Origin of the sequence: Ramlibacter sp. Leaf400, assembly GCF_001424545.1 — a bacterium.
Taxonomy (GTDB): Bacteria; Pseudomonadota; Gammaproteobacteria; order Burkholderiales; family Burkholderiaceae_C; genus Ramlibacter.
On record NZ_LMQL01000012.1, the window covers coordinates 60,997 to 84,975 of the forward strand.

A 23,979-nucleotide genomic window follows, 5' to 3' on the forward strand; every position below is an offset into this window, starting at 1 on the left:
AGGGACAATTCGCCGCAAGGAGCGAGCATGCCCATCCACTTCGAACGGTCCTGGGAAGACGCCGACCTGCGGGCGTACCGCGCCTCGGTGGCGCGCTTCATCGAGCAGGAGATGGCCCCGAAGGACGAGGAGGCGCGGCACCGCGGCCACGTCGGCCATGGGTTGTGGCGCCGCGCGGGTGAGCTGGGCTTCCTGTGCGCCGACATCCCGCAGGACTTCGGTGGTGGCGGCGGGGATTTCCGCCACGAGGCGGTGTTCGACGAGGAGATGGCGCGCCGCGGACTGTCGGGCATGGGCACGTCGGTGCACTCCATCGTCGCGCACTACTTCCTCAACCATGGGACGCAGGCGCAGAAGCAGCGTTACCTGCCGCGGCTGGCGAGCGGCGAGCTGGTGGGCGCCATCGCGATGACCGAGCCCGGCGCCGGCTCCGACCTGCAGGGCGTGCGCACGCGGGCCGAGCGACAGGACGGCCACTACGTGCTCAGCGGCAGCAAGACCTTCATCACCAACGGCTTCCTGGCCGGCGTGGTGCTGGTGGTGTGCAAGACCGATCCGGCCCAGGGCGCCAAGGGCACGTCGATCCTGGTCGTCGAGACGGCCGACTGCCCGGGCTACGCGGTCGGCCGCGTGCTGGACAAGATCGGCATGAAGGCGCAGGACACGTCGGAGCTGTTCTTCGACGGCGTCAAGGTTCCGCAGGAGAACCTGCTCGGCGGTCAGGAAGGCCAGGGCTTCTACCAGCTGATGAGCGACCTGCCGTACGAGCGCCTCATCATCGGCGTGGTCGCGCAGGCCTGCATGGAGGGCGCCTACGAAGCGACGCTGGGCTACGTGCGCGAGCGGCAGGCTTTCGGCCAGCCGGTGGCCAGCTTCCAGAACACGCGCTTCAAGCTGGCCGAGGTGGCCACGCAGATCGCCGCCGGCCGCGCCTTCATGGACCGCTGCGTCGAGCAGCTGGTCGCCGGGCGCCTGGACACGGCCACCGCGTCGATGGCCAAGCTGTGGGGGTCGGAGACGCAGTGCCGCGTGCTGGACGAGCTGCTGCAGCTGTGGGGCGGCTACGGCTACATGAGCGAGACCCTGATCGCCCGCATGTACGCCGATGCGCGCGTGCAGCGCATCTACGGCGGCACCAGCGAGATCATGAAGGAAGTGATCTCGAGGGCGATGTAGCCATGGACGCCTTCGTTCTCCCCCAACGCGTGCCGGTGCTCATCGCCGGCGGCGGCCCCGTCGGGCTGACCTGCGCGGCGCTGCTGGCTTCGTACGGCGTCGACTCGCTGGTGGTCGAGGCCGATCCGTCGTTCTGCACCGGCAGCCGCGCCATCTGCATCTCGCGGCGCTCGCTGGAGATCCTGGCCTGGGCCGGCGCGGAAGCGGCGATGCGGGCCAGGTCGCTGCCCTGGACCGGCGGGCGCAGCTACTGGCGCGACCAGGAGGTGCTGCACTTCCAGATGCCGCACGAGCCGGCGCAGCGCTTCGCGCCCATGGTCAACATCCAGCAGTTCTACGTGGAGCGCTTCGTGGACGAGGCGCTCGACCGCCGGCGCGCCCAGGTCGCGTGGTCCCACCGCGTGACGTCCGTGCGGCAGGACGGCGAGGGCGTGGAAGTCGGCATCTCCGGGCCGGCGGGCGAGGCCACGGTGCGGGCCGGCTGGCTGCTGGCCTGCGACGGCGGCCGCAGCACGGTGCGCGAGCAGCTCGGTCTGGCGCTGCAGGGCACGCAGTACGAAGGACGCTACGTCATCGCCGACATCGAGCAGAAGACGCAGCGGCCGGTGGAGCGGCTGGCGTGGTTCGACCCGCCGTCCAACCCCGGCTCCACGCTGCTCATGCACCGCCAGCCCGACGACGTCTGGCGCATCGACTACCAGCTGCGCGACGGCGAGGACGCGCAGGCGGCGCTGGAGGCGTCCAGCATCGTGCCGCGCATCCAGAGCCACCTGGACATGATCGGCGAGCGCGAACCGTGGCGCATGCTGTGGTCGTCCATGTACAACGCCAAGTGCCTGACCCTGCCCGACTACCGCCAGGGGCGCGTGCTGTTCGCGGGCGATGCGGCGCACCTGGTGCCGATCTTCGGCGTGCGCGGCCTCAACTCCGGCCTGGACGACGCGGGCAACCTGGCGTGGAAGCTGGCGGCCGTGCTGCAGGGCCGCGCCGACGTGGGCCTGCTGGACACCTACACCGCCGAGCGCCTGCATGCCACGCACGAGAACCTGGCCTACGGCGCCAAGAGCACCGAGTTCATGGCGCCGCCCGACTTCGCGTTCACGCTGATGCGCGACGCGGTGCTGCGGCTGTCGCTGGACGAGCCGCGCGTGCGGACGCTGGTCAACCCGCGGCAGTCGGCGCCGATCGCGTACACCGGCTCGCCGCTGAACGGGCCCGAGGAGGGACGCTGGACTTCGGACCTGGCCGCCCCGGGGCGTCCGGCGCCCGAGGCGCTGCTGCGCGGGCCGCAGGGCGACTTCCACCTGACGCAGTCCTTCGGCCGCGGGTTCGTCGGGCTGGTGTTCGGTGAGGCGGGCGAGACCGCGCGCGTGGAGGAGGTGCCGGGGTTCGGGCTGGTGCACCTGCCCGAGGGCGCCGATGCGCTGGGCCAGGCGCGGCAACGTTACGGCGTGGGGCCGGGGCGCGAGGCGCTGGTGGTGGTGCGGCCCGACGGCTACGTGTTCGGCCGCTGGGATCGCGTGGACCTGGAGGCGGCGCGCGCCGAACTCAGGCAACGGGGAGTGCAGGCATGACCGAGCAGGAACTGGACGTGGCCTACACGGCGCTGTGCCGGGCGCTGGGGGAGGCCGGGCCCGCGAATGCGGAGCGCTTCCTCGCGATGATGTGCCTGGGGCTGATGGTGCGATGCGAGCAGCCGCAGGAGGTGCTGGCGCTGATCGAGTCGGTGCGGGGGCGGTGCGCGGACGAGGCTGAGTAGTGTCTCCGTCATTCCCGCGAAGGCGGGAATCCAGAGCGTCCGCCTTCAGCGGACTGCCGGAAGCTCTGGGTCCCCGCCTCCGCGGGGACGACGGAATCTAGTCCAGCACGAAGAACTTCATCTCCACCTGCTGCGGCCTTCTCACCCCCGACCCCACGAACAGCCGCTCGTTCACCCACTGCAACGTCCTGGACGACGACTCCAGCGCAGGGATGCAGCGGAAGTACACCAGCGCCGGATCCACCGGCTCCCCGCGGATCAACTTCGCCGTCACCTCGGCCGGGGCCTGGCGGATGGCCTGGTTGCGCACGTAGAGCAGGTCGCCCGCATCGGTCTCCATCACGTAGTGCGCCTGCAGTTCGGCCAGCGTTTCGCTCACCACGAGTTGGTAATCCGCACCCCCGGGCAGCACCCGTGCCGTCCAGCCATCGCCGCGGGCCTGGCCGCCGGTGATGGGGATCATGCGGCGCGTTCCGCGCGGCGTGCGGCCGACTTCGATCGGCGTGCCGACCTGCACGGCGAGTTCGGCAAAGAAATGCAACTTCGGTTCGGCGGCGGAAGAAAGGGTCATGGCTGTCATGCGGATGCGTTGGGGCGGGACTATCGTAGTCCGATGGACACGCCGACCGCCAAGCCTGAGCTGGACGAGGACACGCTGCGCATGGCGCGGCAGGTGTTCCAGTGGGCGCGCACCGGTGAGCTGGTCCTGCTGCAGCCGTTGCTGGACCGGGGCCTGCCGCCCGACCTGCGCAACGAGAGCGGCGACAGCCTGCTGATGCTCGCCAGCTACCACGGCCATGCCGATGTCGTGCGGGTGCTGCTGCGCGCCGGCGCCGACGCCGAGCTGGCGAACGACCGCGGGCACTCGCCGCTGTCGGGCGCCGCGTTCAAGGGATCGACCGAAGTGGTGCGCGCGCTGCTGGACGCCGGCGCGCGGGTGGACGCGCACGGCGAGGACGGCCGCACCGCGCTGATGATGGCCGCGATGTTCGACCGCGTGGAGGTGATGCAGCTGCTCGCCGAGCGCGGCGCCGACGTGGCCCACCGTGACGCGCAAGGCCTCAATGCCCGCGAGATGGCGCAGCGGATGGGCGCCGAGGACGCCGTGCAGTGGCTGCGCGAGCGGGGTTAGGGCCTGTCAGTTCCGCGAAGGGGAAATCCAGGGGGCAGAACAGAACACAGAGGCACAGAGGCACGGAGGACTGCAGAGTTTTCGGGATGAACGCATCCTCTTCCCTCTGTGCCTCTGTGCCTCTGTGTTCTGTCCCGCCTTCGCGGGGATGACGGTTCTCAGCCCGCGTCCACGTAGCCCGGATTGGGCAGCACGCCCGCCAGCCTGGGCAGGTTGGCCTTGCGCGCCTGCACCACGCCGCTTTTCGCGCGCAGCCACTCCTCGACCACCTCCCACACCGGGCGCACGCCCGGCGCATTCTTCGCATCCTCGGCCACCGGGGCCCAGCCGGCCACCTTGTACTGCCGGCCCGCCTCGATCGGCTTGCCGTCCAGCCGCATGTCCTGGATGCGCTGGCCCATGGGCGCGAGCGGGTTGCAGGTGTACTGCATGCCGCCCACGCGCACCATGTCGCCGCCCTGCTGGTAGTACGGGTCGGGGTTGAACAGGTTGTCGCAGACGTCTTCCAGCACGGTCTTGATCATCTCGCCGCTCATCTGGCTGACGGTGGCATACGAGTAGGTAGTCGCCGTCATGTCCATCAGCCATTCGCGCGTGATCGCCTCGCCGGGCAGCAGCGACGTGCCCCAGCGGAAGCCGGGCGAGAAGGCGATCTGCGCGCCCTGCACGTCCATCAGCGCGTCCAGCAGCAGCTGGTCGCCGGTGCCGTTGAAGTTGCCGCGCCGGTACAGCGTGCCTTCGGTGACGGCGAGCTTCTCCGCGAGCTTGCCTTCGTACGGCGCGCGCACCTTGGTGATCAGCGCCTGCATCTCGCGGTCGGCCGGCAATGCGTTGGACAGCACCGGCAGCAGCCGGTAGCGGAAGTCCTGCACTTTGCCGCCGCGCACGTCGAAGTCCATCACGCCCAGGAACTTCCCGTTGGAGCCGGCGTTGGTCACCAGCGTCTTGCCGCCGGCGTTGGAGACCACGGTGGCGACCGGCATGCCGTCGTGCGTGTGGCCGCCGAAGATGACGTCGATGCCGCGCACGCGGCTGGCCATCTTGAGGTCCACGTCCATGCCGTTGTGCGACAGGAGCACGACCACCTGCGCACCCTTGGCGCGGGCCTCGTCCACCATCTTCTGCATCTGGTCGTCCTGGATGCCGAAGGTCCAGTCGGAGACGAAGTAACGCGGGTTGGCGATCGGGGTGTACGGGAAGGCCTGGCCCAGGATGGCGCAGGGCACGCCGTTGATGTTGCGCATCACGTAGGGCTTGAACACCGGATCGCCGAAGTCGGCGGTCTTGACGTTCTGCGCGACGAAGTCGACCTTGCCGGCGAAGTCCTTCTCGATGATCTCCTGCACGCGCTGCATGCCCAGCGTGAACTCCCAGTGGCCGGTCATCACGTCCACGCCCAGCAGCTTGGCCGCGTCCACCATGTCCTGGCCCCGGGTCCACAGCGCGGTGGCCGAGCCCTGCCAGGTGTCGCCGCCGTCGAGCAGCAACGCGCCGGGCCGGCTGGCCTTCATGCGCTTGACCAGCGTGGCCAGGTGCGCGAACCCGCCCACCTTGCCCCAGCGGCGCGCCGCCTGCTCGAAGTCCAGGCAGGTGAAGGCATACGAATCGGCCGAACCCGCCGGCAGGTTGGCCGCCTTCAGCAGGTGCTCGCCCACCAGGTGCGGCATGCGGCCGGTCATCGCGCCCACGCCCAGGTTGACGCTGGGCTCGCGGAACCAGACCGGCTGCAGCTGCGCGTGGCAGTCGGTGATGTGCAGGAAGGAGACGTTGCCGAATTTCGGCACGTCGTACAGCCGGTCGGCGGCGGTGGCCGCGTCGGCCTCGCCCCAGCGCCCCAGGCCCATGCCGGCCACGCCGGCGGCGGCCAGCACCTGCAGGAATTCGCGCTTGCTCAGGTTCATCGTGAAGGGATCGGTTGGGCGGAAAAGAAAAAGGGGCGGAGGAGGGCACCTCCGCCCCGGTCAGGCGAGGACGATCACTTGTTGACCGGCGACTGCGGGTCCAGCAGCAGGGCCATCACGTGCCGGATCTGCGCCTCGGTGAGGTTGCCCATGTGGCCGGCGCGCGGCATGTTGGAGCAGGCGTTGTAGGCCTTGGCGTTCCAGATCTTGCCCCAGGTGTATTCCACGATGGGCTTGGCTGCCGCGCTGTCGGGGTCGGCCACGCCGCGCAGCTTGCCGTACTGGTAGAGGCTGGGGCCGATGGTGCCGAAGGAGATCTCCTCCTTGCTGATCTGGTGGCAGTTGTAGCAGTTGCCGCCGTTGACCGCGTTGGCCTGGTCGGTCCAGGTCATGCCGCGGCCGCTCTGCGCGATCTGCTCGCCCTGCTTCCAGTCGCCCAGGAACTTGCCGTCGCTGGGCCACTTCACGGTCTTGAGGTTGGCTTCCTCCAGGCGCTTGGCGACGGCCGCGTCCAGCGGCTTGCCGGCCACGTCGGCGGCGTTGCACAGGCGCAGCGTCTCGTCGATGTCGGTGACGCGTTCCACCTTGGCGATGCCCTGGGTGCGGAAGCTGGCCTTGACCATCTCCTGCGCGAGCTTGTCGAGCTCGGCGGTGGACGGCGTCGGCGCGAGGCTGGCGCAGCCCACGGCCGCCAGGGCGGCGACAACGGCGCCCAGCGCCAGGGTCTTGCGGTTGATCTTCATGCTCATGCCGCTTCCTTCAGCGCTTGATGGTGGGCGCCGCCGACTTGGCGCCCTTGGCGTTGACGCCCAGGTAGGTCGAGAGCGCGGTGAGCGCGTCGCTGCCGAACTCGGGGTACGGGAAGCGCTGCTGCCGGTAGCAGTCGTTCAGGCGCAGCTGCATGCTCCACATCTGCCCGTTGGACACGCGGTAGGCCGGCCAGGCCGCGAAGCCGACGCCGTCGCCGGGGTTCTTGGTCAGGTTGGGCAGGTCCTGCAGGCGGATGCGCTTGCCTTCCTCGCCGTGGCAGGACGCGCACGAGAAGTCGTGCGTGCCGCCGCGCATGAAGAAGATGCGCTTGCCCGCTTCGTAGGCCACGCGTTCCTGCGCATGCGACTGCGGCAGGTTGAAGGCCAGACCCTTGGATTCCGCCGCGATCCACGTCGCGAGTGCGGTGACGTTCGCCATCTCGCCGCGGCCGAAAGGCGTCTTGGCGATCTCGGCGGCGTCCAGGCCCTGCAGGCGCTCCATGCAGGTGACCAGGCGCGATTCCAGGTCCTGCACCTTGCCGGTGTCGGCGAAGAAGCGCGGCAGCTCGACGAAGGCGCCCTTGACGACGCCGGGCCCCTTGCCCAGGTCGCACTGCTCGAGCGAGGCGTTCTTCGGGCCGCGCTTGTGCTTCCACAGCGACTCGCCCTTGGCCTCGAACAGCTCGGCGGGGTTGCCGTCGGCCAGCATGGCCCGGTATTCCTCGATCGACTGCGTGGCCGACTTGGGGCTCTGCGCCGACGCCAGGCCTGCCGCGAGGCCGGCCACGGCGAGGGCCGCGAGGGTCCTCGTCTTCATCTGCATGTCGTCTCCTCTTCGATGTTCGTGCGGGAAGGGGCCGGCGCCCTCGCCGGCCGGGGCTTCAGCTGACGGTGGCTTCGTCGGTGCGGGTGTCGCCCTTGTTGTCCTTCCAGGTCACGGCGATCTTGTCGCCGGCCTTGGCGCCCTTGACGGTGAACTGCAGGAAGGGGTTCTTGGCCACGCCGGGGCCCCACTCGGCGGCCAGCACCTGCTTGCCGTTGTGGGTGGCCGTGACGTCGGTGATGTGCCAGGCCGGGATGACCTTGCCGGCCGGGTCCTTGCGCTGACCGGTTTCCATCTCGTGGCTCATGAGGACGCGCACGACGGCGCCACTGCCCTGGGCCTGTGCGCGGATGCGCATCGGATCTGCCATGTTCGGTACTCCTTGTGTTCTTCGGTGATCAGCCGCCGCAGCCGCCGAGCGTGACCTTGACTTCCTTCTTGGCGAACAGCGCCTTGCCGTCGCGGGTGATGGCCACGGCGTACACGTCGGACGACTGGCCCATCTTGGCGCGGGTGAGGAAGTTGGGATCGACCGCTTCGCTGACGTCGAACTTGGCGACCAGCGGCGCGGGGTTCTTCTCGACCAGCACCAGCAGGTGCTTGACGTTGGGCAGCGTGGTGGCCACGCCCATCGGCACCACGGCGCCGTTCTCGGCGATGTCCGGCGCGGTGAGCGTGACGTCCTTGCTCTCGGTGGGCGCGCCGCCGCCGTAGGCCTTGAGCGCGTCGGGCACGCTCTTGGCGTCGAACGCGGCGTTGGTCCACGCATGCGCGCGCTGCGGGAGCAGGCCGGCGGTGGCCAGCAGGCCGGCGACCGCGGCGCCGTGCTGGAGGGTTTGCCTTCGGGTGGTCTTCATTCGGGTCTCCGGATCAATCAGTGCAGACTAATACAAGCTCGGCGTTGGCGCATGGGGGATTCCCCGGCGACGAACGTTCTATCGGGCGCCCCCGGCCAGCCAGTCGGCGATCTGCCGGGCGGCGGCTTCGTCCAGGGCCTGCGGCGGCATGGGGACGTTGCCCCACACGCCTGAGCTTCCAGCCCGGATTTTGCCTGCAAGGTAATCGGCCTTGCCGGCGTGGCGTTGCCCGACCTCGGCCCAGCTCGGGCCGACGATGCGCTGGCCGGCGGCGTGGCAGGCGGTGCAGTTGTTCTTCTGCAGCAGGGCCTGCACGCCGGCATCGGCCGGGGCCGCGGGCGCGGTGGAGACGGGGGCGGCGGCGGCGCCCGGCGCGCGCGTGTCGGCGCCCCGCTGCGCGCCCACCAGGCGGTTCTGCTGCGCGAGGTCGCCGTGCGAGTCGCGCGCGTGCGGCGGCAGCAGCGAGGCCACCTTGGGTTCGACCGCGCAGTCCTTCATGCAGCTGCTGCCGACCACGTCCGGGCGGGCTGCGCCCTTGAGCTCCCTGCCGGGCCACAGTGCATGCGCGCTGCTCATGCCGTGGCGATTGGGCAGCCGCTGCTGCACCTGCGCGATGTTGCGGTCCGACAGCGTGAAGTCGGCCGGCACCACGTCGGCCAGGTGCAGCATGTAGGCGGTGGTGGCGTACACCTCCTCCACCGTCAGCGACTTGGGCTGGTTCCACGGCATGGCGCGGCGGATGTAGTCCCACAGCGTGGACACCGTGGCCAGCTTCATCATGGTGGTGCGGCCGGGGTAGTCGGTGCGCTGCAGGTTGGCGACGCGGCCCTTCTCGATGTCGGCCTTCGTCGTGCCGCCCACCAGCGGGTTGAACACGGAGTTGGATTCGCCGAACACGCCGTGGCAGGACGCGCACTTGTCCTCCCACACCTGCTGGCCGCGGGCGACGCTGCCCGAGCCGGGCGGCAGGCCCTGGAAGTCGGGCCGCACGTCGATGTCCCAGGCCTGCACCTCGGCGGGCGTGGCCTCGCGGCCGATGCCGGAAAACCTGCCGGCCTGGGCCGAGGCGGCGGAAGCGACCGCCGCCAGTAGCACGACGATCAGCGGCTTAGCCCAGCTGGACATTCTTCACCTCGCCGCTCTGCTCCACCAGCCAGGACTGGATCGCGTTGTTGTGGTAGATCGAGCGGCTGCCGCGCACCGCGCGCAGCTGCGGATAGCCGGGCTGCACGTAGCCGGTCTCGTCGCGCGCACGGCTCTGGAGGATAGCGGGCTTGCCGTCCCAGACCCAGTCGAGCGAGAAGCGCGTGAGGCACTTGCTCATCACCGGGTCCTGCAGCCGCGCGACGCGCCAGTTGCGGCCGCCGTCGACCGACACGTCGACCTGCCGCACCTTGCCGCGCCCCGACCAGGCCAGGCCCGTGATGCTGTAGAAGCCCTTGTCCAGCAGCACCTGCCCACCCGAGGGCGTGGTGATCACGCTCTTGCACTCCTGGATGCTCGTGTACTGCCGGTGCGTGCCGTCGGGCATCAGGTCGACGTAGTGGATGGCCTCGTCCTTGGCGGCCCAGGGCTGGTCGCCCACCTCGATGCGGCGCAGGTACTTCACCCAGCTGACGCCCTGCACGCCGGGCACCACCAGCCGCAGCGGGTAGCCGTTCTCCGGGCGCAGCATCTCGCCGTTCTGGCCGTAGGCCACCAGCACCTCGCCGGAGCGCACCAGGTCCATCGGGATGGTGCGCGTCATGGAAGAGCCGTCGCCGCCTTCGGCAAGCACGAAGCGGGCCTTGGCCAGGTCGGCGCCCGCCAGCTCCAGCAGGGTGATGAGCGGCACGCCGGTGAACTCGCTGCACGACAGCATGCCGTGCGTGTACTGGCAGGTGGGCACGGCCACGTTGCCCCACTCCATGCCGGTGTTGGCGCCGCACTCGATGAAGTGGAAGCGCGACACCGAGGGCAGGCGCATCAGCTCGTCCATGGTGAAGACCTTGGGCGTCTTCACCAGGCCGTTGACCATGAAGCGGTGCTTCGAGGGATCGATGTCCCACCAGCCCTGGTGGTGGCGCTCGAAGTGCAGGCCGCTGGGCGTGACGATGCCGAACAGCGACTGCAGCGGCGCGAACGACACCGAGGCCTGGCGCGTCTGCGTCAGCCCCGGGCTCTGGCGGCGCTGCACGTTGGCCTCGTGCTTCGACGGCTTGCCGTAGCCGTCGGTGGCGACGGGCTGGCCCAGGCCGCGGCTGTGCTCCGGTAGCTCGAGGATGTTGGGGTCGCCCTTGGCCTGCGCGTGGGCCGCACCGGCGGTGCCTGCCGCAGCGGCCGCGGCGAACGCGCCGCGCAGGAAGTCGCGCCGGCCCTGGCGCGCCTCCGACGCCGCCTGGCGGATGCCTTGGGCGTCGAGGAAGTTCTCGGGCGCCTTGAGGACGCGGCCGGTGTTCATCTGGTTGAGGTGCGTGAATCGCTATATTCGGATTCACAAATATATTCGATGCGGGTTCAGCGGCCAGTTCGGGTTTTTGCTTAGGCGTGCGCGTGCCCTCCCGTGACACCCCGACCCCGCACCGTCATTCCCGCGAAGGGGCGTCCGCTTACTGGCGCCGCGAAGGGAAGCACTGGATTCCCGCCTCCGCGGGAATGACGGGATTGGACGGCGAAGCGCGCAGGGCAGTCCCTCGCCCCTCGTCCCTCGCCCCTCGCCCCTCGCCCCTTCGCCCCTCGCCTCAGTCCTTCTCCTGCTCCATCAGCAGGTACGTGTTGTAGGCGTTCATCCGGTTGGCCACCTGGAACAGCGGCAGGTGCTCGAACCGGCTCCAGTCGGCCGCGCGGTACGCCTCTTCCCACGGCTCCAGGTTCTTCGCCGCCTGGCCCATCACGCGGCGCAGGTGCACGAGGTAGTCGCGCGTGAGCTGCAGGTCGGCGCGCGCGTCGCGCGTCAGCGGGCCGTGGCCGGGAACGACGACGCCGGCTTCCAGGCCCAGGATCTGGTCGAGCGCCGCCACCCAGCGCCGGCTGTCGGCCTGGCCGACGAAGGGGATGCGGCCGCGGAACACCAGGTCGCCGGCGAACAGCACCTTCTCGTGCGGCAGCCACACCAGCAAGTCCTCCGGCGTGTGCGCGGGGCCGACCGGCAAGAGGCGCAGCGTCACGCCGCCCACCACGAGGTCGCGCGGGCCGTCCAGCCATTCGTCCGGCGCGACCAGCTGCGTGCTGCCGTCGATCCAGGGCGCCAGCTCGGCGCGCGAGGCCTCGAGCCGCAGCCGCGCCGTGTCGGAGGCCAGGTAGTCGCGCGCGCCGCGGTGGGCCAGCACCTTCGCACCGGCGGCCTTGAACGCCTGCAGGCCGTAGACGTGGTCCGCGTGGTAGTGGGTCAGCACCACATGCGTCACGGGCAGGGGCGTCACCTTGCGGATCTCTTCCAGCAGCTGCAGGGCCAGTGCCGGCGAACCCAGCGCGTCGACCACCACCACGCCGGCCGGCGTGACCACGAAGCCGGCGTTGGAGATGAAGTTGCGGTTGGCCGGCGAGCCCAGCGCCGAGGCGCCCTGCACGAACCAGGCGGAAGCCGAGACCTTCTGGGGCGCCACCTCGGGCGCCTGCGGCTGCGCGGACAACGCGCCCGCAGCGAGCGCCAGCGACAGCAGCAGGGCGCGGCCGCGGCACGAACGCAGGGTCGGCACGGTCAGCGCGCCACGTCGGCTTCGATGGCGATCTGCGTGCAGACCGCGCGGCACAGCGTGACCACGCGGTCGTTGACGATGCGGTAGTAGATCTGCACGCCCTCGCGCCGCTTGCCCAGCACGCCGGCCTGGTACAGCGTGTTCAGGTGCTGCGACATGTTGGGCTGGGTGGTGTCGATCTCGGACAGCAGTTCGCTGACGTTCTTCTCGCCGTTGCACAGGCTGCTGATGATCTTCAGCCGCATCGGCGAGGACATGACGCGGAACACCTCCGCCGCCATCTCGAAGACTTCATCGGACTCGACGGCCGGGTCCTTGCGCGCGCGGGCGGTGGCCATGGTGGTGCCTGCTCAGGGCTTGATGTAGGCGAACTGCTCGCGCGTCTGCAGCTGGCCGATGCGCACCACGCCCGAGGGGGTGAACTCGGCGTCCATGATGAACTTGTCCTTGGCCAGGCTGCGGTTGCGCAGGGTGATCTCGCAGACCTCGAAGCGCACGCCGCGCGCCTTGAGCGCGCTGACCAGGGAGGCGTAGTCGATGTTGGGGTTCTTCCTGTCGCGCGCGCCTTCCATCAGCATGTCGATGCCGGCGGCGTGGGTGACGACCACGATCTTGGTGTCGGGTGCCACGTCCAGGTGGTTGCGGATGTTGCGCAGCCCCTTGGTGGCCTGGGCCTCGGCATCGTCGAAGTGGTAGACCACCTTGTCCTGCGCGAAGGCGCCGAAGGAGGCGAAGGCCAGGAGGACCAGCAGGTGGCGGAAGAAGGTGCGCATGGGTCTAGATGTATCGGTTGCGGGCAATATAAGCGAAATCGTTGCCGGGGCGGAAGGCGGGAGCTCTGGATTCCCGCCTGCGCGGGAATGACGGGCAGCGGGGCGACAAAAGCGATCGTCATCACCGCGCAGGCGGGGATGACAGGGCTTTCCTATGCGCGCTCGACGCGCCAGGCCTGGTACTTCACCGCCGCCACCGCGCCCGCGACCATCGCGGCCGCCGCGACGAAGCTGGTGAGGCTCAGCGTGGACACGCCCGTCACGCCCTGGCCGATGCTGCAGCCCAGCGCCGTCACGCCGCCTACGCCCATCAGCACGGCGCCGGTGAGGTGGTGGCCCAGGTCCGAGGTGCCGCCGAAGCCTTCCCAGCGGAAGCTGCGGCTGGCGAGCGCCATTGCCGCGGAGCCGCACAGCACGCCCGCGACGATGACGATGCCGGCGGTCAGGCGCTTGCTGGTGTCGCTGAAGAACATCAGCCAGTCCAGGGCGTAGCCGGTGGGCGCGACGAAGCTCAGGCCCTCGGCGCGGGTGGAGTTGGTGGCCAGCCAGACTTCTTCCAGCGTCTGCGGATGCTCGGCCAGGTGGCCCAGCCGGCCGGTGGTCCACCACATGGCCAGCACCAGCAGACCCACGCCCAGGCCGGCCGCCAGGTTGACCGGCCGCCGGGCCTCGCGCGAGGACAGGGCCCAGAGCAGCAGCGCGCCGCCGATCGCGCCGCCCGCCAGCAGTGCCGCGGCGCCAAGCGAAAGGCCGGTCGTGCGCGAGAGCAGGGTCGCGAGGTCCGCATTGCCGGCGAACTCCACGCCGACGCGGTCGACGGTGTTCACGCGCAGCACCGCCGTGATCCCCTTGAGCGTGGCGAAGGCGGTGACGCCGGTGACGACCACGACCACGACCGATTTGAGATTGCCCGCGCCCGCGCGCACCAGCGTCTTGCTCACGCAGCCGGAGGCCAGCACCATGCCGAACCCGAACATCGCGCCGCCGACCAGCGCCGAGAGCCACAGCCAGCGGGTGGACGCGTAAAGCGTCTGCGGCGCCACCACCCAGCCGGCGGCGGAGAAGGCGGCGAATCCCAGTATCGCGGTCGCGGACGCCAGCGCCCACTGCCGCAGGCGCGTCCAGTCGCCCATCGCCACCACGTCGCTGACCGCGCCCATGGTGCAGAAGCCCGTGCGCTGCACCAGCGCGCCGAAGGCGAACGAAATGAGGAACGCGGCCCAGAGGACCTGCTGGCCCAGCCGGGCCAGCTCTTCAACGGTCATCGGGGGATTCTAGGCAGCGGGGCGATCGAGGGCCGCCACCTCCAACTTCGTCATTCCCGCGAAGGCGGGAATCCAGGGCTTCCGGCCCCGTCCGACAGCGGAGAGAAGACGCAAGCCCTGGGTCCCCGCCTCCGCGGGGACGACGGATTCAGACCACGTCCGCCGGATCGCGCTTGATGCCGCCGCCGATCGGCGTCCAGCGCATCACGTTGCTCATGGTCCGCCGCCCGTGCGCGGCGCGGGCCACCAGCGTGGCGCCGATGAACACGCCCAGCGTGCGCACCGCCAGCGACGGATGGCTGCGGGTGATCAGCCAGGCGGCCAGGCCGCCGGCGAGGTCGACCCAGTGTTCGCCGGGGAACAGGGGCTTGGGATTGTCGAAGCGCCGGACGATGTCGGGTTTGCTGGCTTCCATGGCGGCGGTGGTGAGTGGTGGGATGCCGTGAAGCTATCGCGCGGCGGCGGCGCGCAAGTGGCGAAGCGCCACCATCCCGCTGTCGGACGAAGCCGATGGTCCAGCCTGCGGTCACTTCTGGTCCCGGGGACCCGCGGCCAGAATCCCGCCCTCGCATGGAAGGCCACCCTCCGTGCGCGGTCCCGCCGAGCTGCGCGGGCTCATCCACCCAGCGCCCGCCAAGGCCCGGCCCGCAGCGGCCGTCCCCGGAGTCCACCACCATGCCTTACGAACCCACCAAGCGCTTCGCCGTCCTGTCCACCGGCATCCAGATGGCCTACGTCGAGGCGGGGCAGCCCGGCGGCAAGGCCGTGATCCTGCTGCACGGCTACACCGACAGCAGCCGCTCGTTCTTCCCGACCCTGGAGGCGCTGGAGGACGCCGGCGCGGACCTGCACGTGCACGCCCTCGACCTGCGCGGACAAGGGCGCTCGTCCATGCCGCCGGCGGCCGACTTCGCCGGCGAGCCGCAACGGTGCTTCTCGCCGGCCGAAATGGCCGCCGACGTGATCGCCTTCATGGACCTCAAGCGCATCCGGACCGCCCACATCGTCGGCCATTCCTTCGGCAGCACGGTCGCCCAGGAGCTCGCGCTCGTGCACCGGGCCCGCATCGACAGCGTGGTGCTCATCGGCACTTTCGCCCGGTCGGCCGGCAACGCCGGGGTCGAGCATTTCCTGGCGCCGCTGATCGAAGGCCAGTGGAAGGAGGCGCTCGAGCGCCGGCCGGGATTCCGCTGGCCACAGGATGCGTACGACCTTACGCCGCGCGATGCGGATGCGCACGTGGAGCCCTGGATCGAGCAGAACTGGGCGGTCGAGCTGCTCGCCCGGCCGGACTTCGTCCGCCAGGTCGTGCCCGAGACCGCCGGCACGAAACTCGGCACGTGGATCGGCGTGCTGCGCAGCATGATGACCTTCGACAACCGCGAGCGCCTGAAGCAGCTCAGCGTGCCGGCGCTGGTGATCTGGGCGACGCAGGATGTCTTCTTCGGCGCCGACGACCAGGCCGAGGTGCGGGCGGCGCTGGACGCGGCCGTGGCCGCGGGCAGGACGCGCTACGTCTTCAAGACCTACGGCCGCACGCCGCTGCCGACGTCCGGCCAGCAGGAGAGCGACCTGGGCCACAACACCCAGTGGGGTGCGCCGCAGGCGATCGCGGACGACATCACGGCCTGGGTGAAGACGGGCCGGCCCACGGCCGACTGGCCGCATGCCGACCCCGTCGATGTCCGCCGGCTGGTCATCGGCAAGGGCACGGCCAAGCTGATCGAGAAGCCGTAGCTCCCGCTCGCGCGGCTACAAAGTCTTGAGCCACCCGATCACCGCCAGGTGGACCGGGTACACGAGGTAGAACAGCAGCTGCAGCCTCGGCATCTTCAGCGGCAGCTGGCGCGCCAGCGCCGCCGCCGGCACCGCGGCCAGCGTGCTGAAGAACGAGGCCCAGCCGCCGAACATGGCGTTCAGCCAGGCCGTCGCCGCCAGCAGCACCAGCACCATCACGGCCAGCCCGGCGCCGCGCTGCGTGCACCACAGGTAGCCCGCCGCCACCAGGAAGACGCCGGCGGTGCCGAACTCCACGAACCAGCTCGCGCCCGCGATCGCCAGGCAGGCCAGCGCGCGCTGCCAGGGCGGCGCGTCGCTCTCGACCGCCCAGCAGACCGCGGCGCCCAGCGCCAGCGTGAACAGCACGTTGAGCATCATCGGATCGCCGCGCGCCCAGATCGACGGCAGCACCGCCACCGCGCCCCAGGCCGACAGCCGAAGCGTGGTGCGGGCGGCGCGCTCGGCGCGGTCGCCTTCCCGCGCCAGGTTCACGGCCAGCACCAGCGCGAACAGCGGAAAGGCCAGCCGCCCGCCGATGAAGGCCCAGCTCTCGTGCGGCATGCCCATCAGGTGGCGGCCGATGTGGTCGGTGAACATGGACGCCATGCCGATCCACTTGAGCGCCTCCAGCTGCCCGTCGGTGAAACCGAGGGGCGCAGGGTGGAGGGTGGCGTGGGCCATGCCCCATCCTAAGGTCGGGGCCCGCGGCTGGGCCAGGAGGCGAACGGGGGGTCTTCGTGTCGGCGCAAACCGACCAGCAAGGCCAACGAGCCGATCGACAGGGCCGCCGCCACGCCCCCGGCTAGCGCGAAAAGTCCTCGGGCTGCAGCTCGATGGCCTGGCCGTGCGGCGTGCGGCCGGCCGCGTGGTCCCAGGCCTGGCGGTAGCGCTGCAGCTCCTGGGGCGTGGCCGCGCGCTTGTCGGCCGCCAGATGCTCCAGCGCGGCCAGCCATTGCCGGTAGTAGGCGTCGCCGGCGGGTTCGCCGGGTTGCGCGGGTGCGTCGCGGACCTGCTCGCCCAGCGCCTGGGCCCACTCGGGCCAGCTGAACACGCCGCGCTCGTGAAGCGCCAGCGCCATCGCGAAGGCCTGGGCCTGCCAGGGCGCGTCGAACACCGGGCCGTCGGCGTCGCGGGGCAGGCCGGGCACGGGCGGGACGGGGCCGGGCGCGCTCATCGCCTCTGCTTCGCCTTGTCGTAGGGCCTGCTTGTCCCGTTCGATCATGCGGGTTCCAGGTAGGACTGCCAGGCATCGACCGAGACCCGCAGGCCGTCGGCGGCCGCCTCGCCCCAGAGTTCGCGCCCTTCGAAGACCACGTTGTAGAGCGGCTGCGGCTGCTCGCCCAGGCCCTGCGCGTGCGCATCGGCGAAGACGTGCGGCCCGTGCAGGCGCTCGACGGTGCCCAGCTTGCCGCGCACGTAGCCGGGCAGCCGGGTGTGGTGCGCCACCGCCTGCGCGCGCATGCGCACCCGCTGGCCGACCGCGAAGCGCGCGGGCTCGGCGGCTTCGGCGCGCAGCGTGGGCGAGCCCTGCGCCAGCACGGACGGCACGTCCCGCGCCTGGAGCACGCGCCGCACCGGGGCGGCCGGATGCAGCATGCGGCCGGCGGCGATCTCGTCCTCGAACAGCTGGCCGCGCTCCAGCATCAGCTTGCGCAGCGCCGCCAGCCAGATCCCGTAGTACGACAGCCGCTCGTAGTCGGGCAGCGTCTCGCGCGCGGCGCGGCTCATGTCGATGTTCCAGCTGCCGGTGGCGCCCATGGCCAGCACCAGGGCCAGGGCCGAGCGCTCCCAGTCCTCGTGGAAACGCAGGTCTTCCGGCTCGGGCACCACGCGGCCGTGGCCCGCCTGGCCGCCCAGGTCGGCGTGGGTGGCGTAGGCGGTCATCGCGAAGCCCCCGACGGCGGGCGCGCGAGGCCCGTGCCGATCATCGAGTCGCGCGTCACCAGGGCCGCGAGCTGCGCTTCGTCCAGGCCCTCGGTGCCGGCGGGCCGGCGGGGGACGACCAGGTAGCGCACTTCGGCGGTGGAGTCCCACACGCGGATCTCGGTGTCGGCCGGCAGCGTGACGCCGAAGTCCGCCAGCACCCCGCGCGGGTCGCGCACCGCGCGCGAGCGGTAGGGCGCGCTCTTGTACCAGACCGGCGGCAGGCCGAGCACCGGCCAGGGGTAGCAGCTGCACAGCGTGCAGACGACCATGTTGTGGACCCGCTCGGTGTTCTCCACGGCGACCATGTGCTCGCCCTGCCGGCCGGTGTAGCCCAGCGAAGCGATGGCGGCGCTGGCGTCCTCGAGCAGCCCCTTGCGGAAAGCCGCATCGGCCCAGGCCCGGGCCACCACGCGCGCGCCGTTGCGCGGGCCGATGCGGGTCTGGTAGGTGTCGACGATGACGTCCAGCGCGGCCGGGTCGATGTAGCCCTTCTCGGTGAGCACCGACTGCAGCGCGCGCACGCGCAGCTCGGTCTCGCCGAGTTCGCCGTGCCCGTGGTCGTGGTCGTGGTGCACGTCGTGATCGTGGGGGTGCTGGGCCATCGCGGGACTATGCCCAGCGCTTTCGCGCGGTGCAAGCCGGTGGCTCGGCGGTGAGCGCATCGATGCGCAAGTCAACGCAGGCGCGGGCCGACGCGCGTGCCGGTCGGTGTCTTACAGCGGCCGGGATGGGAAAGAAGAACATGAAGGGTTCGAGAGGTGTGATATGAACAGGTGGATGGAAAAGTTGTGCGCGGCGCTGGTCGTGATTGGCGTGAGCGGGACCATGGGGCTGGTGTGGCCTGAGGAAGCGCATGCCAAGGGCGCCGGGGGTGGAGGCGGCGGAGGTGGAGGTGGCGGCGGGGGCGGCGGCGGCTCTGGTGGCGGCGGCTCCGGCGGTGGCGGCTCTGGTGGTGGAGGCTCTGGTGGCGGCGGAGGTGGCTCCGGCGGCGGCGGTGGTTCAGGTGGCGGTGGCTCCGGCGGAGGCGGCGGAGGCTCCGGTGGTGGGTCCGGCGGAGGTGGTTCAGGCGGTGGTTCAGGCGGTGGTTCAGGCGGTGGCGGTTCAGGTGGTGGGGCCGGCGGTGGCTCTGGCGGCGGTGCCGGTGGTGGCTCGGGCGGCGGTGGTGCAGGTGCTGGCGGCGGCGGTGGCGGCTCCGGCGGCGCGAGCGCAGGGGGCGGCGGCTCGGGCTCCGGCGGTGGTTCCGGCGGCGCGAGCGCGGGCGGTGGATCTGGCGGCTCCGGCGGCGGGTCGAGCGGCTCGGGCAGCGGCGGCTCCGGTGGCGGCAGCTCCAGCGCCGGCAGTGGCGGCACGGGTGGTGCCGCTGGCGGCGTGGGCAGCGCGGGCGTGGGCGCCTCGGGCGCAGGCACAGCGGCCGCAGGCACGGCCTCGACCGGCACGGCGGCAGCGGCAGGCCCTGGCGGGTCGACCGGCGCCGCTGGCGCCTCGACCGGCGCCGCTGGCGCTGCAGCTGCGGCGGGGCCCGCCGCAGCGGCGGTTGGCGCTCCTGCCGGAACCGCCGGCACGGCGGTCGGCGTCTCGGCGGCCGCGGTCAGCCCGCCGGCCGCGACGAACGTCGGTGTCGACATGTCGGGCGCCGGCGCGGCTTCGCCCAGCGGCGGCACGGGCACGGGAGCGGCCGGCGGCACGGGCACGTCCGCGGGATCGAGCGCGGGCACGGCGGTGTCGTCCCGCCGCACCGACAGCAACGCGCCGCTTCGGGCTCGGGTGGCGGTCGACGGTGCGGTGAGTTCCCCGGTGACGGCCACCATGGGCGGCCCGCCGCAGGTGATGAATTTGCCTCCGCTGGAGCGGTGACGCCCGGTCGCGTTGCGCGGGTCTGACAGCAACGGCCGCAGGTGTCCTACCTGGGCCGTGGCTGGGAAAAATGAACATGCACCCCAGCGCCATGGCGCGGGAGGCGAATCGATGAAAGCTGTGAAGTGGGCGCTGCAGTCGGCCTGCACGATGGCAGTGGCGTGCGGCCTGGCCGCCGCCGGTGAGGCCGCGGCGCAGGCGCGCGAGCCGGCCAAGGTGGCACAGGCCGGCGTCGCGGCCAAGCCGAACCGGCAGGCGCAGGCCAGGTCCTCCAAGCGCGCGAAGCCGTCATCCGCCGTGGCCGCGAAGAAGAGCAGGTCGCCTTCGCTCGCGGCGAACCGCAAGGCACAGCCCGTCGCCGCCAGCAAGTCCGCAACGAAGAAGCCGGCAGTCGCAGCGCGAAGCGCCGCCAAGGCCCCCGTGACCGCGAAGGCCCCTGCCAGCCGTCCCGCTTCCGCCCCCGCGATCGCACGCCGGCCGCCCGCGCCGGCGCTGCCGCCGGCGGTGGCCTGGGTGCCGCCGCCGCTCGGCCCCGAGCGCTTCTATCCCCACGGCATCCCGGAGCTTCGGCCGGAGTTCCTCCATCCGGAGCGCCCGCCCGTCGCTCAGCAGCAGGCGGTGACCCGCGCACCGCTGGGCGGCCAGCCCGAACTGCTGCCCTAGCCCTGCGTCAGGGCTTGCGCGCGGCGCTGATCATGAACTGCTCGGCCGCGCCGTCGTTGACCGACGACCACAGCACCTGGTCCGCCAGGAACTTGCTCCAGTGGTCGTGCACCTTGCGGAAGGTCTCGTTGGCGGCCGACTGCTCCTTCATCACCTCGTCGTTGGCGCGTCGCATGGCGTCCATGATCGGCCGCGACCACGAGCCCAGCTTGGCGCCGGAGCCGACCAGCCGCCGCAGCGCCGGCACGTTGGTGGCGTCGTACTTGGCCAGCATGTCCGCGTTGGAGCGGAAGCACGCCGCCTCCAGCGCCGCCTTGTACGAAGCGGGCAGTGCCTCCCACGCGGGCTTGGACACGATCATGCAGAGCGACGCGCCGCGCTCCAGCACGCCAGGGCTGTAGTAGAACTTCGCGACCTTGGACAGCCCCAGCTTCTCGTCGTCGGCGGGGCCCACCCATTCCACGGCGTCCAGCGTGCCCTTCTCCAGCGCCGGGTAGATGTCCGAGCCGGGGATCTGCTGCGGCACCGCGCCGAGCTTGGTGTAGACGTGGCCCAGGAAGCCGGCGGCGCGGATGCGCAGCCCCTTGAAGTCGGCCGGCGTCTTGATCTCCTTGCGGAACCAGCCGCCCATCTGCGCGCCGGTGTTGCCGCAGGGGATCTGCACCACGTTGAACTTGGCGTAGACCTCGCGCATCAGGTCCATGCCGCCGCCGTAGTACATCCAGGCGGTGTGCTGGCGCGGGTTCATGCCGAAGGGCACGCCGGTGTCGAACACCAGCGCCGGCTCCTTGCCGATGTAGTAGAAGCCCGCCGTGTGGCCGCACTCCACCGTCGCGTTCTGCACCGCGTCCAGGATGGCCAGCGGCGGCACCAGTTCGCCCGCGCCGTGCGGGGTGATCGTGAACTTGCCGTCGGTCAGCGCCGCCACGGTGCTGGCGATCGACTGCGCGCCGCCGAACACCGTGTCCAGCGACTTGGGAAAGCTCGACGGCATGCGCCAGCGGATGGTGGGCTGGCCGCCCTGGGCGCGGACCGGCGCCGCGATGGCGGCGGCCGCGGTGGCCGCGCCGGTGGAAATGAGGTGGCGTCTTTTCATGTGTTGTCTCCTTCGGGTCTCGTGGGTGTCAGGCCAGCGGGGTGGGCGCGCCGTCGTCCAGGCAGCGCGGCGCCTCGCGCAGCACCTGCCGGGCGAAGTACTGGAAGGTCAGGCCGGTGATCTGGGGCTTGAGCAGGAAGCCGCCTGCCTCGCGCGCCAGCTCGGGGCGCACCTCGCGGATCGGACCGATGGCGGCGGCGCGCACCTGCGCCTGCGCCACCTGCTCCAACCACAGCGCGAGCACCGCGGCCTCCTCGATGCTGGCGCCGGCCGTCAGCAGCCCGTGGTGCGCCAGCAGCAGCGCCTTCTTCTGCCCCAGCGCGCCCGCGATGATCTCGCCCTCGTTGTCGCCGATGGGCAGGCCGGGCCAGTCGTCCAGGTAGCCGCAGTTGTCGAAGAACGGCGTCGAGTCCATGTGGGCGATGGCCAGGCGCTGGCCGGTCATCGACAGGGCCGTCGTCGCGGGCGGATGGGTGTGGACGATGCTCTGCACGTCGGGCCGCACCTTGTAGACCCAGAGGTGGAAGCGCACGGCCGGGTTGGGCAGCGAGCGGCCGTCCAGCGGCTGGAGGTCGTCGTCGACCAGGATCAGGTCGGCCGGCGTTGCCTCGTCGGCGCCGATGCCGAAGCGCAGGGTCCAGTAGGTGCCCGGCTGTTCGCCGCGCGCCGTGATCTGCCCGGCCAGGCCGCCGTGCCAGTGGCCGTGGGCGCCCAGCATGCGGCAGGCCAGGACGAATTTCTGCTTGGGCGAGCGGCGGTCCGGCGCCAGCTTCTCCGCCAGTTCGCGGTCCACGCGGTCGCGCGTGGCAGTCGTGCTATCCATGGGGGTGTCTCCTTCGGTCAACAAGTTGACTTTAAGCGCCGAACGGCTACAAAGTCAACTTGTTGACCTATTGGTCGACCCCTTGCTCTGGCTGTGGCAGCATCGCGGCCGAGCCAGGTTTCACCCTCGAGAAAGAACGCATGCCGCGCGCCCGAGCCGCCGTCCCCGAACCCGCCGCTCCCCCGCTGCTGCTGGGGGCCCGGCTGCGCCAGCTGCGGCGCCTGAAGGGCATGACGGTGGACGAACTGGCGCGCGCGGTGGAAGTGGACAAGGCCCACATCTCGCGCATCGAGAACAACCTCAAGACGCCCTCGATCGCGACTCTGGCGCAGCTGGCCAAGGCCCTGAGCGTCTCCATCGGCCACCTGCTGGGCGAGACGCTGGACAAGTCCGAGATCAAGGTCACGCGCGCGGCGCAGCTGGCGGAACCGGCCCGCCCGCAGGACGGCGCGCAGCACCAGTTCGTGCCGCTGCTGCACAGCGAGGCCGTGGGCTCGTTCGAGGCCTTCATGGTCTATCCCGGGCCGGACCCCGGCGCGACCGAGGCGCGCCATGCGGGCCAGGAGATGCTCTACATCCTCTCGGGCACGGTGGAGGTGGTGTTCCACACGCACTCGGTGCAGGTGGCCGCGGGCGACTGCATCCACTTCCCCGGCTACCTGCAGCACCGCCTGCGGCGCGTGGGGCGCGCCAAGGCGGTCGCGCTGCTGGTGCTTTCCAACGGCTGACCGGCCTCTGGCGCTTCGGGGTGCGGCTCAGGCCGTGCCGGCGCCGACCAGCATCTCGCAAGGGCCGACAAAGCCGCCTTGCGGCCGCTCGAACTGCGCCAGCGTCCGCTCGATCTCCTCCCAGGTCTGCGCCTTTTCGGCTTCGCCCAGGCCAGCCATCATCTGGTGCAGCGCGCCGAACGATTCGCGCTCGAAGCGCACGCATTCGGCGGCGCTGGGCAGGCGCACCGGCGAGTCGACCTTGCGCACCTCCACGTCACGGAACCCGGCCTGCTCCAGCGTGCGGGCCAGCACGCCTTCGCCCCCGAGCGAGAACGGGCCCGGCTGGCCGGGCAGCGGCGGCGGCAGCTGCGCGCGGCGGCGGATGATGCCCACCGGCAGCGCGAAGAACGGGTTGCGGTCCGGCGTGGAATACACCACCGCCGCGAAGCGTCCGCCGCGGCGCAGCGCGTGCCGGATGCCGGCCAGGGCGCGCTGCTGGTCCGGAAAGTAGATCAGCCCGACGCGCGAGATGGCCGCGTCGAACGAAGCCGCGGGCAGCAGGTCGTGCCGCTCGCCGTCGAGCTCGCGCGTCTCCACGTTGGACAGACCCTGCCGCTGCGCCGCGGCGCGGGCATGGCCCAGGATGGCCGGCGAGATGTCGGTGGCCAGCACGTGGCCCTGGGGGCCGGCGCGGCGGGCGGCGGTGATCGTCTGCTCGCCGGCGCCGGCTGCAATGTCGAGCACGCGCGATCCGGGCGCCACGCGGGCCATGTCCAGCATCGCTTCGGTCGCGTGGCCCAGCCACTCGGCCAGGAGCGGCGACCAGCGGTCCCAGGCCGGCGCGGCGGCTTCCCACTGCGCACGGGTGGTCTGGCGGAACTTGTCGGGGTCGAAGGCCGGCGTGGTGGTGGCGGCGGCGGACGGGGCGGTAAGGGTTTCGGACATGGCGGCAACTCCTTGAGGGCGACCGGCGCGACGTGCACCGGCTGGGCGCCAAGGTAGGCCGCGGACCGCAA

General features: G+C 71.3%; 28 protein-coding genes. 8 read left to right on the forward strand and 20 right to left on the reverse strand.

Annotated features, from left to right (window positions below; all coding sequences use genetic code 11):
* Positions 1 to 27: 27 nt before the first annotated feature.
* From ASG30_RS16070 to ASG30_RS16080, 3 genes are read left to right on the forward strand one after another with little or no spacing between them, the layout of a single operon-like run.
* Entirely contained in the window at positions 28 to 1,176 is a 1,149-nt protein-coding gene (locus tag ASG30_RS16070; RefSeq protein ID WP_055898932.1) for an acyl-CoA dehydrogenase family protein, read from the forward strand.
* Between the two features lie 2 nt (positions 1,177 to 1,178).
* Positions 1,179 to 2,750 carry an FAD-dependent monooxygenase gene (locus ASG30_RS16075; protein WP_055898935.1) on the forward strand — a complete coding sequence of 524 codons (1,572 nt, stop codon included), beginning with the start codon at positions 1,179 to 1,181 and terminating at the stop codon, positions 2,748 to 2,750.
* Entirely contained in the window at positions 2,747 to 2,935 is a 189-nt protein-coding gene (locus ASG30_RS16080; protein WP_055898938.1) for a hypothetical protein, read from the forward strand. The genes ASG30_RS16075 and ASG30_RS16080 overlap by 4 nt, the downstream gene beginning before the upstream one ends.
* A gap of 97 nt (positions 2,936 to 3,032) precedes the next feature.
* Here the strand turns inward: ASG30_RS16080 and ASG30_RS16085 are convergent, their stop codons facing one another.
* Positions 3,033 to 3,515 carry a DUF3237 domain-containing protein gene (locus ASG30_RS16085; protein ID WP_055898942.1) on the reverse strand — a complete coding sequence of 161 codons (483 nt, stop codon included), beginning with the start codon at positions 3,513 to 3,515 and terminating at the stop codon, positions 3,033 to 3,035.
* A 33-nt stretch (positions 3,516 to 3,548) separates the two neighbouring features.
* Between ASG30_RS16085 and ASG30_RS16090 the strand changes: the two genes are divergently transcribed.
* Positions 3,549 to 4,067 (forward strand): ankyrin repeat domain-containing protein, encoded by a 519-nt coding sequence (locus ASG30_RS16090; protein WP_055898945.1) that lies wholly within the window; start codon positions 3,549 to 3,551, stop codon positions 4,065 to 4,067.
* 158 nt (positions 4,068 to 4,225) lie between these two features.
* On the opposite strand, the gene soxB is transcribed toward ASG30_RS16090, so the two are convergent.
* From soxB to ASG30_RS16150, 12 genes are all read right to left on the reverse strand, one after another.
* Positions 4,226 to 5,968, reverse strand: a complete 1,743-nt coding sequence (gene soxB / locus ASG30_RS16095) for a thiosulfohydrolase SoxB (RefSeq protein WP_055898948.1) — start codon at positions 5,966 to 5,968, stop codon at positions 4,226 to 4,228.
* A gap of 74 nt (positions 5,969 to 6,042) precedes the next feature.
* On the reverse strand, positions 6,043 to 6,717 hold the full coding sequence (gene soxX, locus ASG30_RS16100; RefSeq protein WP_156385582.1) for a sulfur oxidation c-type cytochrome SoxX: 675 nt from the start codon (positions 6,715 to 6,717) through the stop codon (positions 6,043 to 6,045).
* 10 nt (positions 6,718 to 6,727) lie between these two features.
* On the reverse strand, positions 6,728 to 7,534 hold the full coding sequence (soxA, locus tag ASG30_RS16105) for a sulfur oxidation c-type cytochrome SoxA (RefSeq protein WP_055900133.1): 807 nt from the start codon (positions 7,532 to 7,534) through the stop codon (positions 6,728 to 6,730).
* Between the two features lie 64 nt (positions 7,535 to 7,598).
* Positions 7,599 to 7,910 carry a thiosulfate oxidation carrier complex protein SoxZ gene (gene soxZ, locus ASG30_RS16110; RefSeq protein ID WP_200947312.1) on the reverse strand — a complete coding sequence of 104 codons (312 nt, stop codon included), beginning with the start codon at positions 7,908 to 7,910 and terminating at the stop codon, positions 7,599 to 7,601.
* A gap of 28 nt (positions 7,911 to 7,938) precedes the next feature.
* Positions 7,939 to 8,397 (reverse strand): thiosulfate oxidation carrier protein SoxY, encoded by a 459-nt coding sequence (gene soxY / locus ASG30_RS16115; RefSeq protein ID WP_055898952.1) that lies wholly within the window; start codon positions 8,395 to 8,397, stop codon positions 7,939 to 7,941.
* A gap of 78 nt (positions 8,398 to 8,475) precedes the next feature.
* Positions 8,476 to 9,522 carry a c-type cytochrome gene (locus ASG30_RS16120; protein WP_055898955.1) on the reverse strand — a complete coding sequence of 349 codons (1,047 nt, stop codon included), beginning with the start codon at positions 9,520 to 9,522 and terminating at the stop codon, positions 8,476 to 8,478.
* Positions 9,506 to 10,837: a sulfite dehydrogenase gene (soxC, locus tag ASG30_RS16125; RefSeq protein ID WP_055898958.1), complete on the reverse strand. Its 1,332-nt coding sequence runs from the start codon at positions 10,835 to 10,837 to the stop codon at positions 9,506 to 9,508. The genes ASG30_RS16120 and soxC overlap by 17 nt, the downstream gene beginning before the upstream one ends.
* A 280-nt stretch (positions 10,838 to 11,117) precedes the next feature.
* Positions 11,118 to 12,041, reverse strand: a complete 924-nt coding sequence (locus ASG30_RS16130; RefSeq protein ID WP_055900139.1) for an MBL fold metallo-hydrolase — start codon at positions 12,039 to 12,041, stop codon at positions 11,118 to 11,120.
* A gap of 35 nt (positions 12,042 to 12,076) precedes the next feature.
* Positions 12,077 to 12,412 (reverse strand): ArsR/SmtB family transcription factor, encoded by a 336-nt coding sequence (locus ASG30_RS16135; RefSeq protein WP_055898961.1) that lies wholly within the window; start codon positions 12,410 to 12,412, stop codon positions 12,077 to 12,079.
* A gap of 12 nt (positions 12,413 to 12,424) precedes the next feature.
* A complete protein-coding gene (locus tag ASG30_RS16140; RefSeq protein WP_055898965.1) occupies positions 12,425 to 12,847 on the reverse strand; it encodes a DsrE family protein in 423 nt (140 codons plus the stop codon).
* A gap of 152 nt (positions 12,848 to 12,999) precedes the next feature.
* A complete protein-coding gene (locus tag ASG30_RS16145; protein ID WP_055898968.1) occupies positions 13,000 to 14,112 on the reverse strand; it encodes a YeeE/YedE family protein in 1,113 nt (370 codons plus the stop codon).
* Between the two features lie 148 nt (positions 14,113 to 14,260).
* Positions 14,261 to 14,527 (reverse strand): hypothetical protein, encoded by a 267-nt coding sequence (locus ASG30_RS16150; protein ID WP_055898971.1) that lies wholly within the window; start codon positions 14,525 to 14,527, stop codon positions 14,261 to 14,263.
* A 260-nt stretch (positions 14,528 to 14,787) separates the two neighbouring features.
* Between ASG30_RS16150 and ASG30_RS16155 the strand changes: the two genes are divergently transcribed.
* On the forward strand, positions 14,788 to 15,849 hold the full coding sequence (locus ASG30_RS16155) for an alpha/beta fold hydrolase (RefSeq protein ID WP_055898974.1): 1,062 nt from the start codon (positions 14,788 to 14,790) through the stop codon (positions 15,847 to 15,849).
* A 15-nt stretch (positions 15,850 to 15,864) separates the two neighbouring features.
* Here ASG30_RS16155 and ASG30_RS16160 read toward each other — a convergent pair whose 3' ends face one another.
* From ASG30_RS16160 to nthA, 4 genes are all read right to left on the reverse strand, one after another.
* Positions 15,865 to 16,572 carry a TraX family protein gene (locus ASG30_RS16160; RefSeq protein WP_055898977.1) on the reverse strand — a complete coding sequence of 236 codons (708 nt, stop codon included), beginning with the start codon at positions 16,570 to 16,572 and terminating at the stop codon, positions 15,865 to 15,867.
* A 121-nt stretch (positions 16,573 to 16,693) separates the two neighbouring features.
* Positions 16,694 to 17,065: a nitrile hydratase accessory protein gene (locus ASG30_RS16165; protein WP_055898981.1), complete on the reverse strand. Its 372-nt coding sequence runs from the start codon at positions 17,063 to 17,065 to the stop codon at positions 16,694 to 16,696.
* A 44-nt stretch (positions 17,066 to 17,109) separates the two neighbouring features.
* Positions 17,110 to 17,775 carry a nitrile hydratase subunit beta gene (nthB, locus tag ASG30_RS16170; RefSeq protein WP_055898984.1) on the reverse strand — a complete coding sequence of 222 codons (666 nt, stop codon included), beginning with the start codon at positions 17,773 to 17,775 and terminating at the stop codon, positions 17,110 to 17,112.
* Positions 17,772 to 18,419 carry a nitrile hydratase subunit alpha gene (nthA, locus tag ASG30_RS16175; protein WP_055898987.1) on the reverse strand — a complete coding sequence of 216 codons (648 nt, stop codon included), beginning with the start codon at positions 18,417 to 18,419 and terminating at the stop codon, positions 17,772 to 17,774. The genes nthB and nthA overlap by 4 nt, the downstream gene beginning before the upstream one ends.
* 1,021 nt (positions 18,420 to 19,440) lie before the next feature.
* On the opposite strand from nthA, the gene ASG30_RS22640 reads away from it, so the two are divergent.
* Positions 19,441 to 19,671, forward strand: coding sequence for a hypothetical protein (locus ASG30_RS22640; protein WP_055898990.1), 231 nt, complete (start codon positions 19,441 to 19,443; stop codon positions 19,669 to 19,671).
* 111 nt (positions 19,672 to 19,782) lie between these two features.
* A complete protein-coding gene (locus tag ASG30_RS16185; protein ID WP_156385583.1) occupies positions 19,783 to 20,334 on the forward strand; it encodes a hypothetical protein in 552 nt (183 codons plus the stop codon).
* Positions 20,335 to 20,341: 7 nt separating this feature from the next.
* On the opposite strand, the gene ASG30_RS16190 is transcribed toward ASG30_RS16185, so the two are convergent.
* On the reverse strand, positions 20,342 to 21,430 hold the full coding sequence (locus ASG30_RS16190) for a TRAP transporter substrate-binding protein (RefSeq protein ID WP_055898996.1): 1,089 nt from the start codon (positions 21,428 to 21,430) through the stop codon (positions 20,342 to 20,344).
* A gap of 28 nt (positions 21,431 to 21,458) precedes the next feature.
* A complete protein-coding gene (locus ASG30_RS16195; RefSeq protein ID WP_055898999.1) occupies positions 21,459 to 22,253 on the reverse strand; it encodes an aldolase in 795 nt (264 codons plus the stop codon).
* A 140-nt stretch (positions 22,254 to 22,393) separates the two neighbouring features.
* Between ASG30_RS16195 and ASG30_RS16200 the strand changes: the two genes are divergently transcribed.
* Positions 22,394 to 22,981 carry a helix-turn-helix domain-containing protein gene (locus ASG30_RS16200; protein ID WP_055899001.1) on the forward strand — a complete coding sequence of 196 codons (588 nt, stop codon included), beginning with the start codon at positions 22,394 to 22,396 and terminating at the stop codon, positions 22,979 to 22,981.
* Positions 22,982 to 23,008: 27 nt separating this feature from the next.
* Here the strand turns inward: ASG30_RS16200 and ASG30_RS16205 are convergent, their stop codons facing one another.
* Positions 23,009 to 23,908 (reverse strand): class I SAM-dependent methyltransferase, encoded by a 900-nt coding sequence (locus ASG30_RS16205; protein WP_055899005.1) that lies wholly within the window; start codon positions 23,906 to 23,908, stop codon positions 23,009 to 23,011.
* Between the last annotated feature and the right edge of the window lie 71 nt (positions 23,909 to 23,979).

What these genes read in the sequence shown, in the direction of transcription:
- soxC (WP_055898958.1), bottom strand. Translation starts at nt 10,837, where the DNA reads ATGAACACCGGCCGCGTCCTCAAGGCGCCCGAGAACTTCCTCGACGCC.
- nthB (WP_055898984.1), bottom strand. Translation starts at nt 17,775, where the DNA reads ATGACCGCCTACGCCACCCACGCCGACCTGGGCGGCCAGGCGGGCCAC.
- ASG30_RS16160 (WP_055898977.1), bottom strand. Translation starts at nt 16,572, where the DNA reads ATGGCCCACGCCACCCTCCACCCTGCGCCCCTCGGTTTCACCGACGGG.
- ASG30_RS16135 (WP_055898961.1), bottom strand. Translation starts at nt 12,412, where the DNA reads ATGGCCACCGCCCGCGCGCGCAAGGACCCGGCCGTCGAGTCCGATGAA.
- ASG30_RS16190 (WP_055898996.1), bottom strand. Translation starts at nt 21,430, where the DNA reads ATGAAAAGACGCCACCTCATTTCCACCGGCGCGGCCACCGCGGCCGCC.
- ASG30_RS16075 (WP_055898935.1), top strand. Translation starts at nt 1,179, where the DNA reads ATGGACGCCTTCGTTCTCCCCCAACGCGTGCCGGTGCTCATCGCCGGC.
- ASG30_RS16185 (WP_156385583.1), top strand. Translation starts at nt 19,783, where the DNA reads ATGAAAGCTGTGAAGTGGGCGCTGCAGTCGGCCTGCACGATGGCAGTG.
- ASG30_RS16200 (WP_055899001.1), top strand. Translation starts at nt 22,394, where the DNA reads ATGCCGCGCGCCCGAGCCGCCGTCCCCGAACCCGCCGCTCCCCCGCTG.
- ASG30_RS16080 (WP_055898938.1), top strand. Translation starts at nt 2,747, where the DNA reads ATGACCGAGCAGGAACTGGACGTGGCCTACACGGCGCTGTGCCGGGCG.
- ASG30_RS16155 (WP_055898974.1), top strand. Translation starts at nt 14,788, where the DNA reads ATGCCTTACGAACCCACCAAGCGCTTCGCCGTCCTGTCCACCGGCATC.
- ASG30_RS16120 (WP_055898955.1), bottom strand. Translation starts at nt 9,522, where the DNA reads ATGTCCAGCTGGGCTAAGCCGCTGATCGTCGTGCTACTGGCGGCGGTC.
- ASG30_RS16195 (WP_055898999.1), bottom strand. Translation starts at nt 22,253, where the DNA reads ATGGATAGCACGACTGCCACGCGCGACCGCGTGGACCGCGAACTGGCG.
- soxA (WP_055900133.1), bottom strand. Translation starts at nt 7,534, where the DNA reads ATGAAGACGAGGACCCTCGCGGCCCTCGCCGTGGCCGGCCTCGCGGCA.
- ASG30_RS16165 (WP_055898981.1), bottom strand. Translation starts at nt 17,065, where the DNA reads ATGAGCGCGCCCGGCCCCGTCCCGCCCGTGCCCGGCCTGCCCCGCGAC.
- ASG30_RS16150 (WP_055898971.1), bottom strand. Translation starts at nt 14,527, where the DNA reads ATGGAAGCCAGCAAACCCGACATCGTCCGGCGCTTCGACAATCCCAAG.
- nthA (WP_055898987.1), bottom strand. Translation starts at nt 18,419, where the DNA reads ATGGCCCAGCACCCCCACGATCACGACGTGCACCACGACCACGACCAC.
- soxY (WP_055898952.1), bottom strand. Translation starts at nt 8,397, where the DNA reads ATGAAGACCACCCGAAGGCAAACCCTCCAGCACGGCGCCGCGGTCGCC.
- ASG30_RS16090 (WP_055898945.1), top strand. Translation starts at nt 3,549, where the DNA reads ATGGACACGCCGACCGCCAAGCCTGAGCTGGACGAGGACACGCTGCGC.
- soxX (WP_156385582.1), bottom strand. Translation starts at nt 6,717, where the DNA reads ATGAGCATGAAGATCAACCGCAAGACCCTGGCGCTGGGCGCCGTTGTC.
- ASG30_RS16140 (WP_055898965.1), bottom strand. Translation starts at nt 12,847, where the DNA reads ATGCGCACCTTCTTCCGCCACCTGCTGGTCCTCCTGGCCTTCGCCTCC.
- soxB (WP_055898948.1), bottom strand. Translation starts at nt 5,968, where the DNA reads ATGAACCTGAGCAAGCGCGAATTCCTGCAGGTGCTGGCCGCCGCCGGC.
- ASG30_RS16145 (WP_055898968.1), bottom strand. Translation starts at nt 14,112, where the DNA reads ATGACCGTTGAAGAGCTGGCCCGGCTGGGCCAGCAGGTCCTCTGGGCC.
- ASG30_RS22640 (WP_055898990.1), top strand. Translation starts at nt 19,441, where the DNA reads ATGTCGGGCGCCGGCGCGGCTTCGCCCAGCGGCGGCACGGGCACGGGA.
- soxZ (WP_200947312.1), bottom strand. Translation starts at nt 7,910, where the DNA reads ATGGCAGATCCGATGCGCATCCGCGCACAGGCCCAGGGCAGTGGCGCC.
- ASG30_RS16085 (WP_055898942.1), bottom strand. Translation starts at nt 3,515, where the DNA reads ATGACAGCCATGACCCTTTCTTCCGCCGCCGAACCGAAGTTGCATTTC.
- ASG30_RS16070 (WP_055898932.1), top strand. Translation starts at nt 28, where the DNA reads ATGCCCATCCACTTCGAACGGTCCTGGGAAGACGCCGACCTGCGGGCG.
- ASG30_RS16205 (WP_055899005.1), bottom strand. Translation starts at nt 23,908, where the DNA reads ATGTCCGAAACCCTTACCGCCCCGTCCGCCGCCGCCACCACCACGCCG.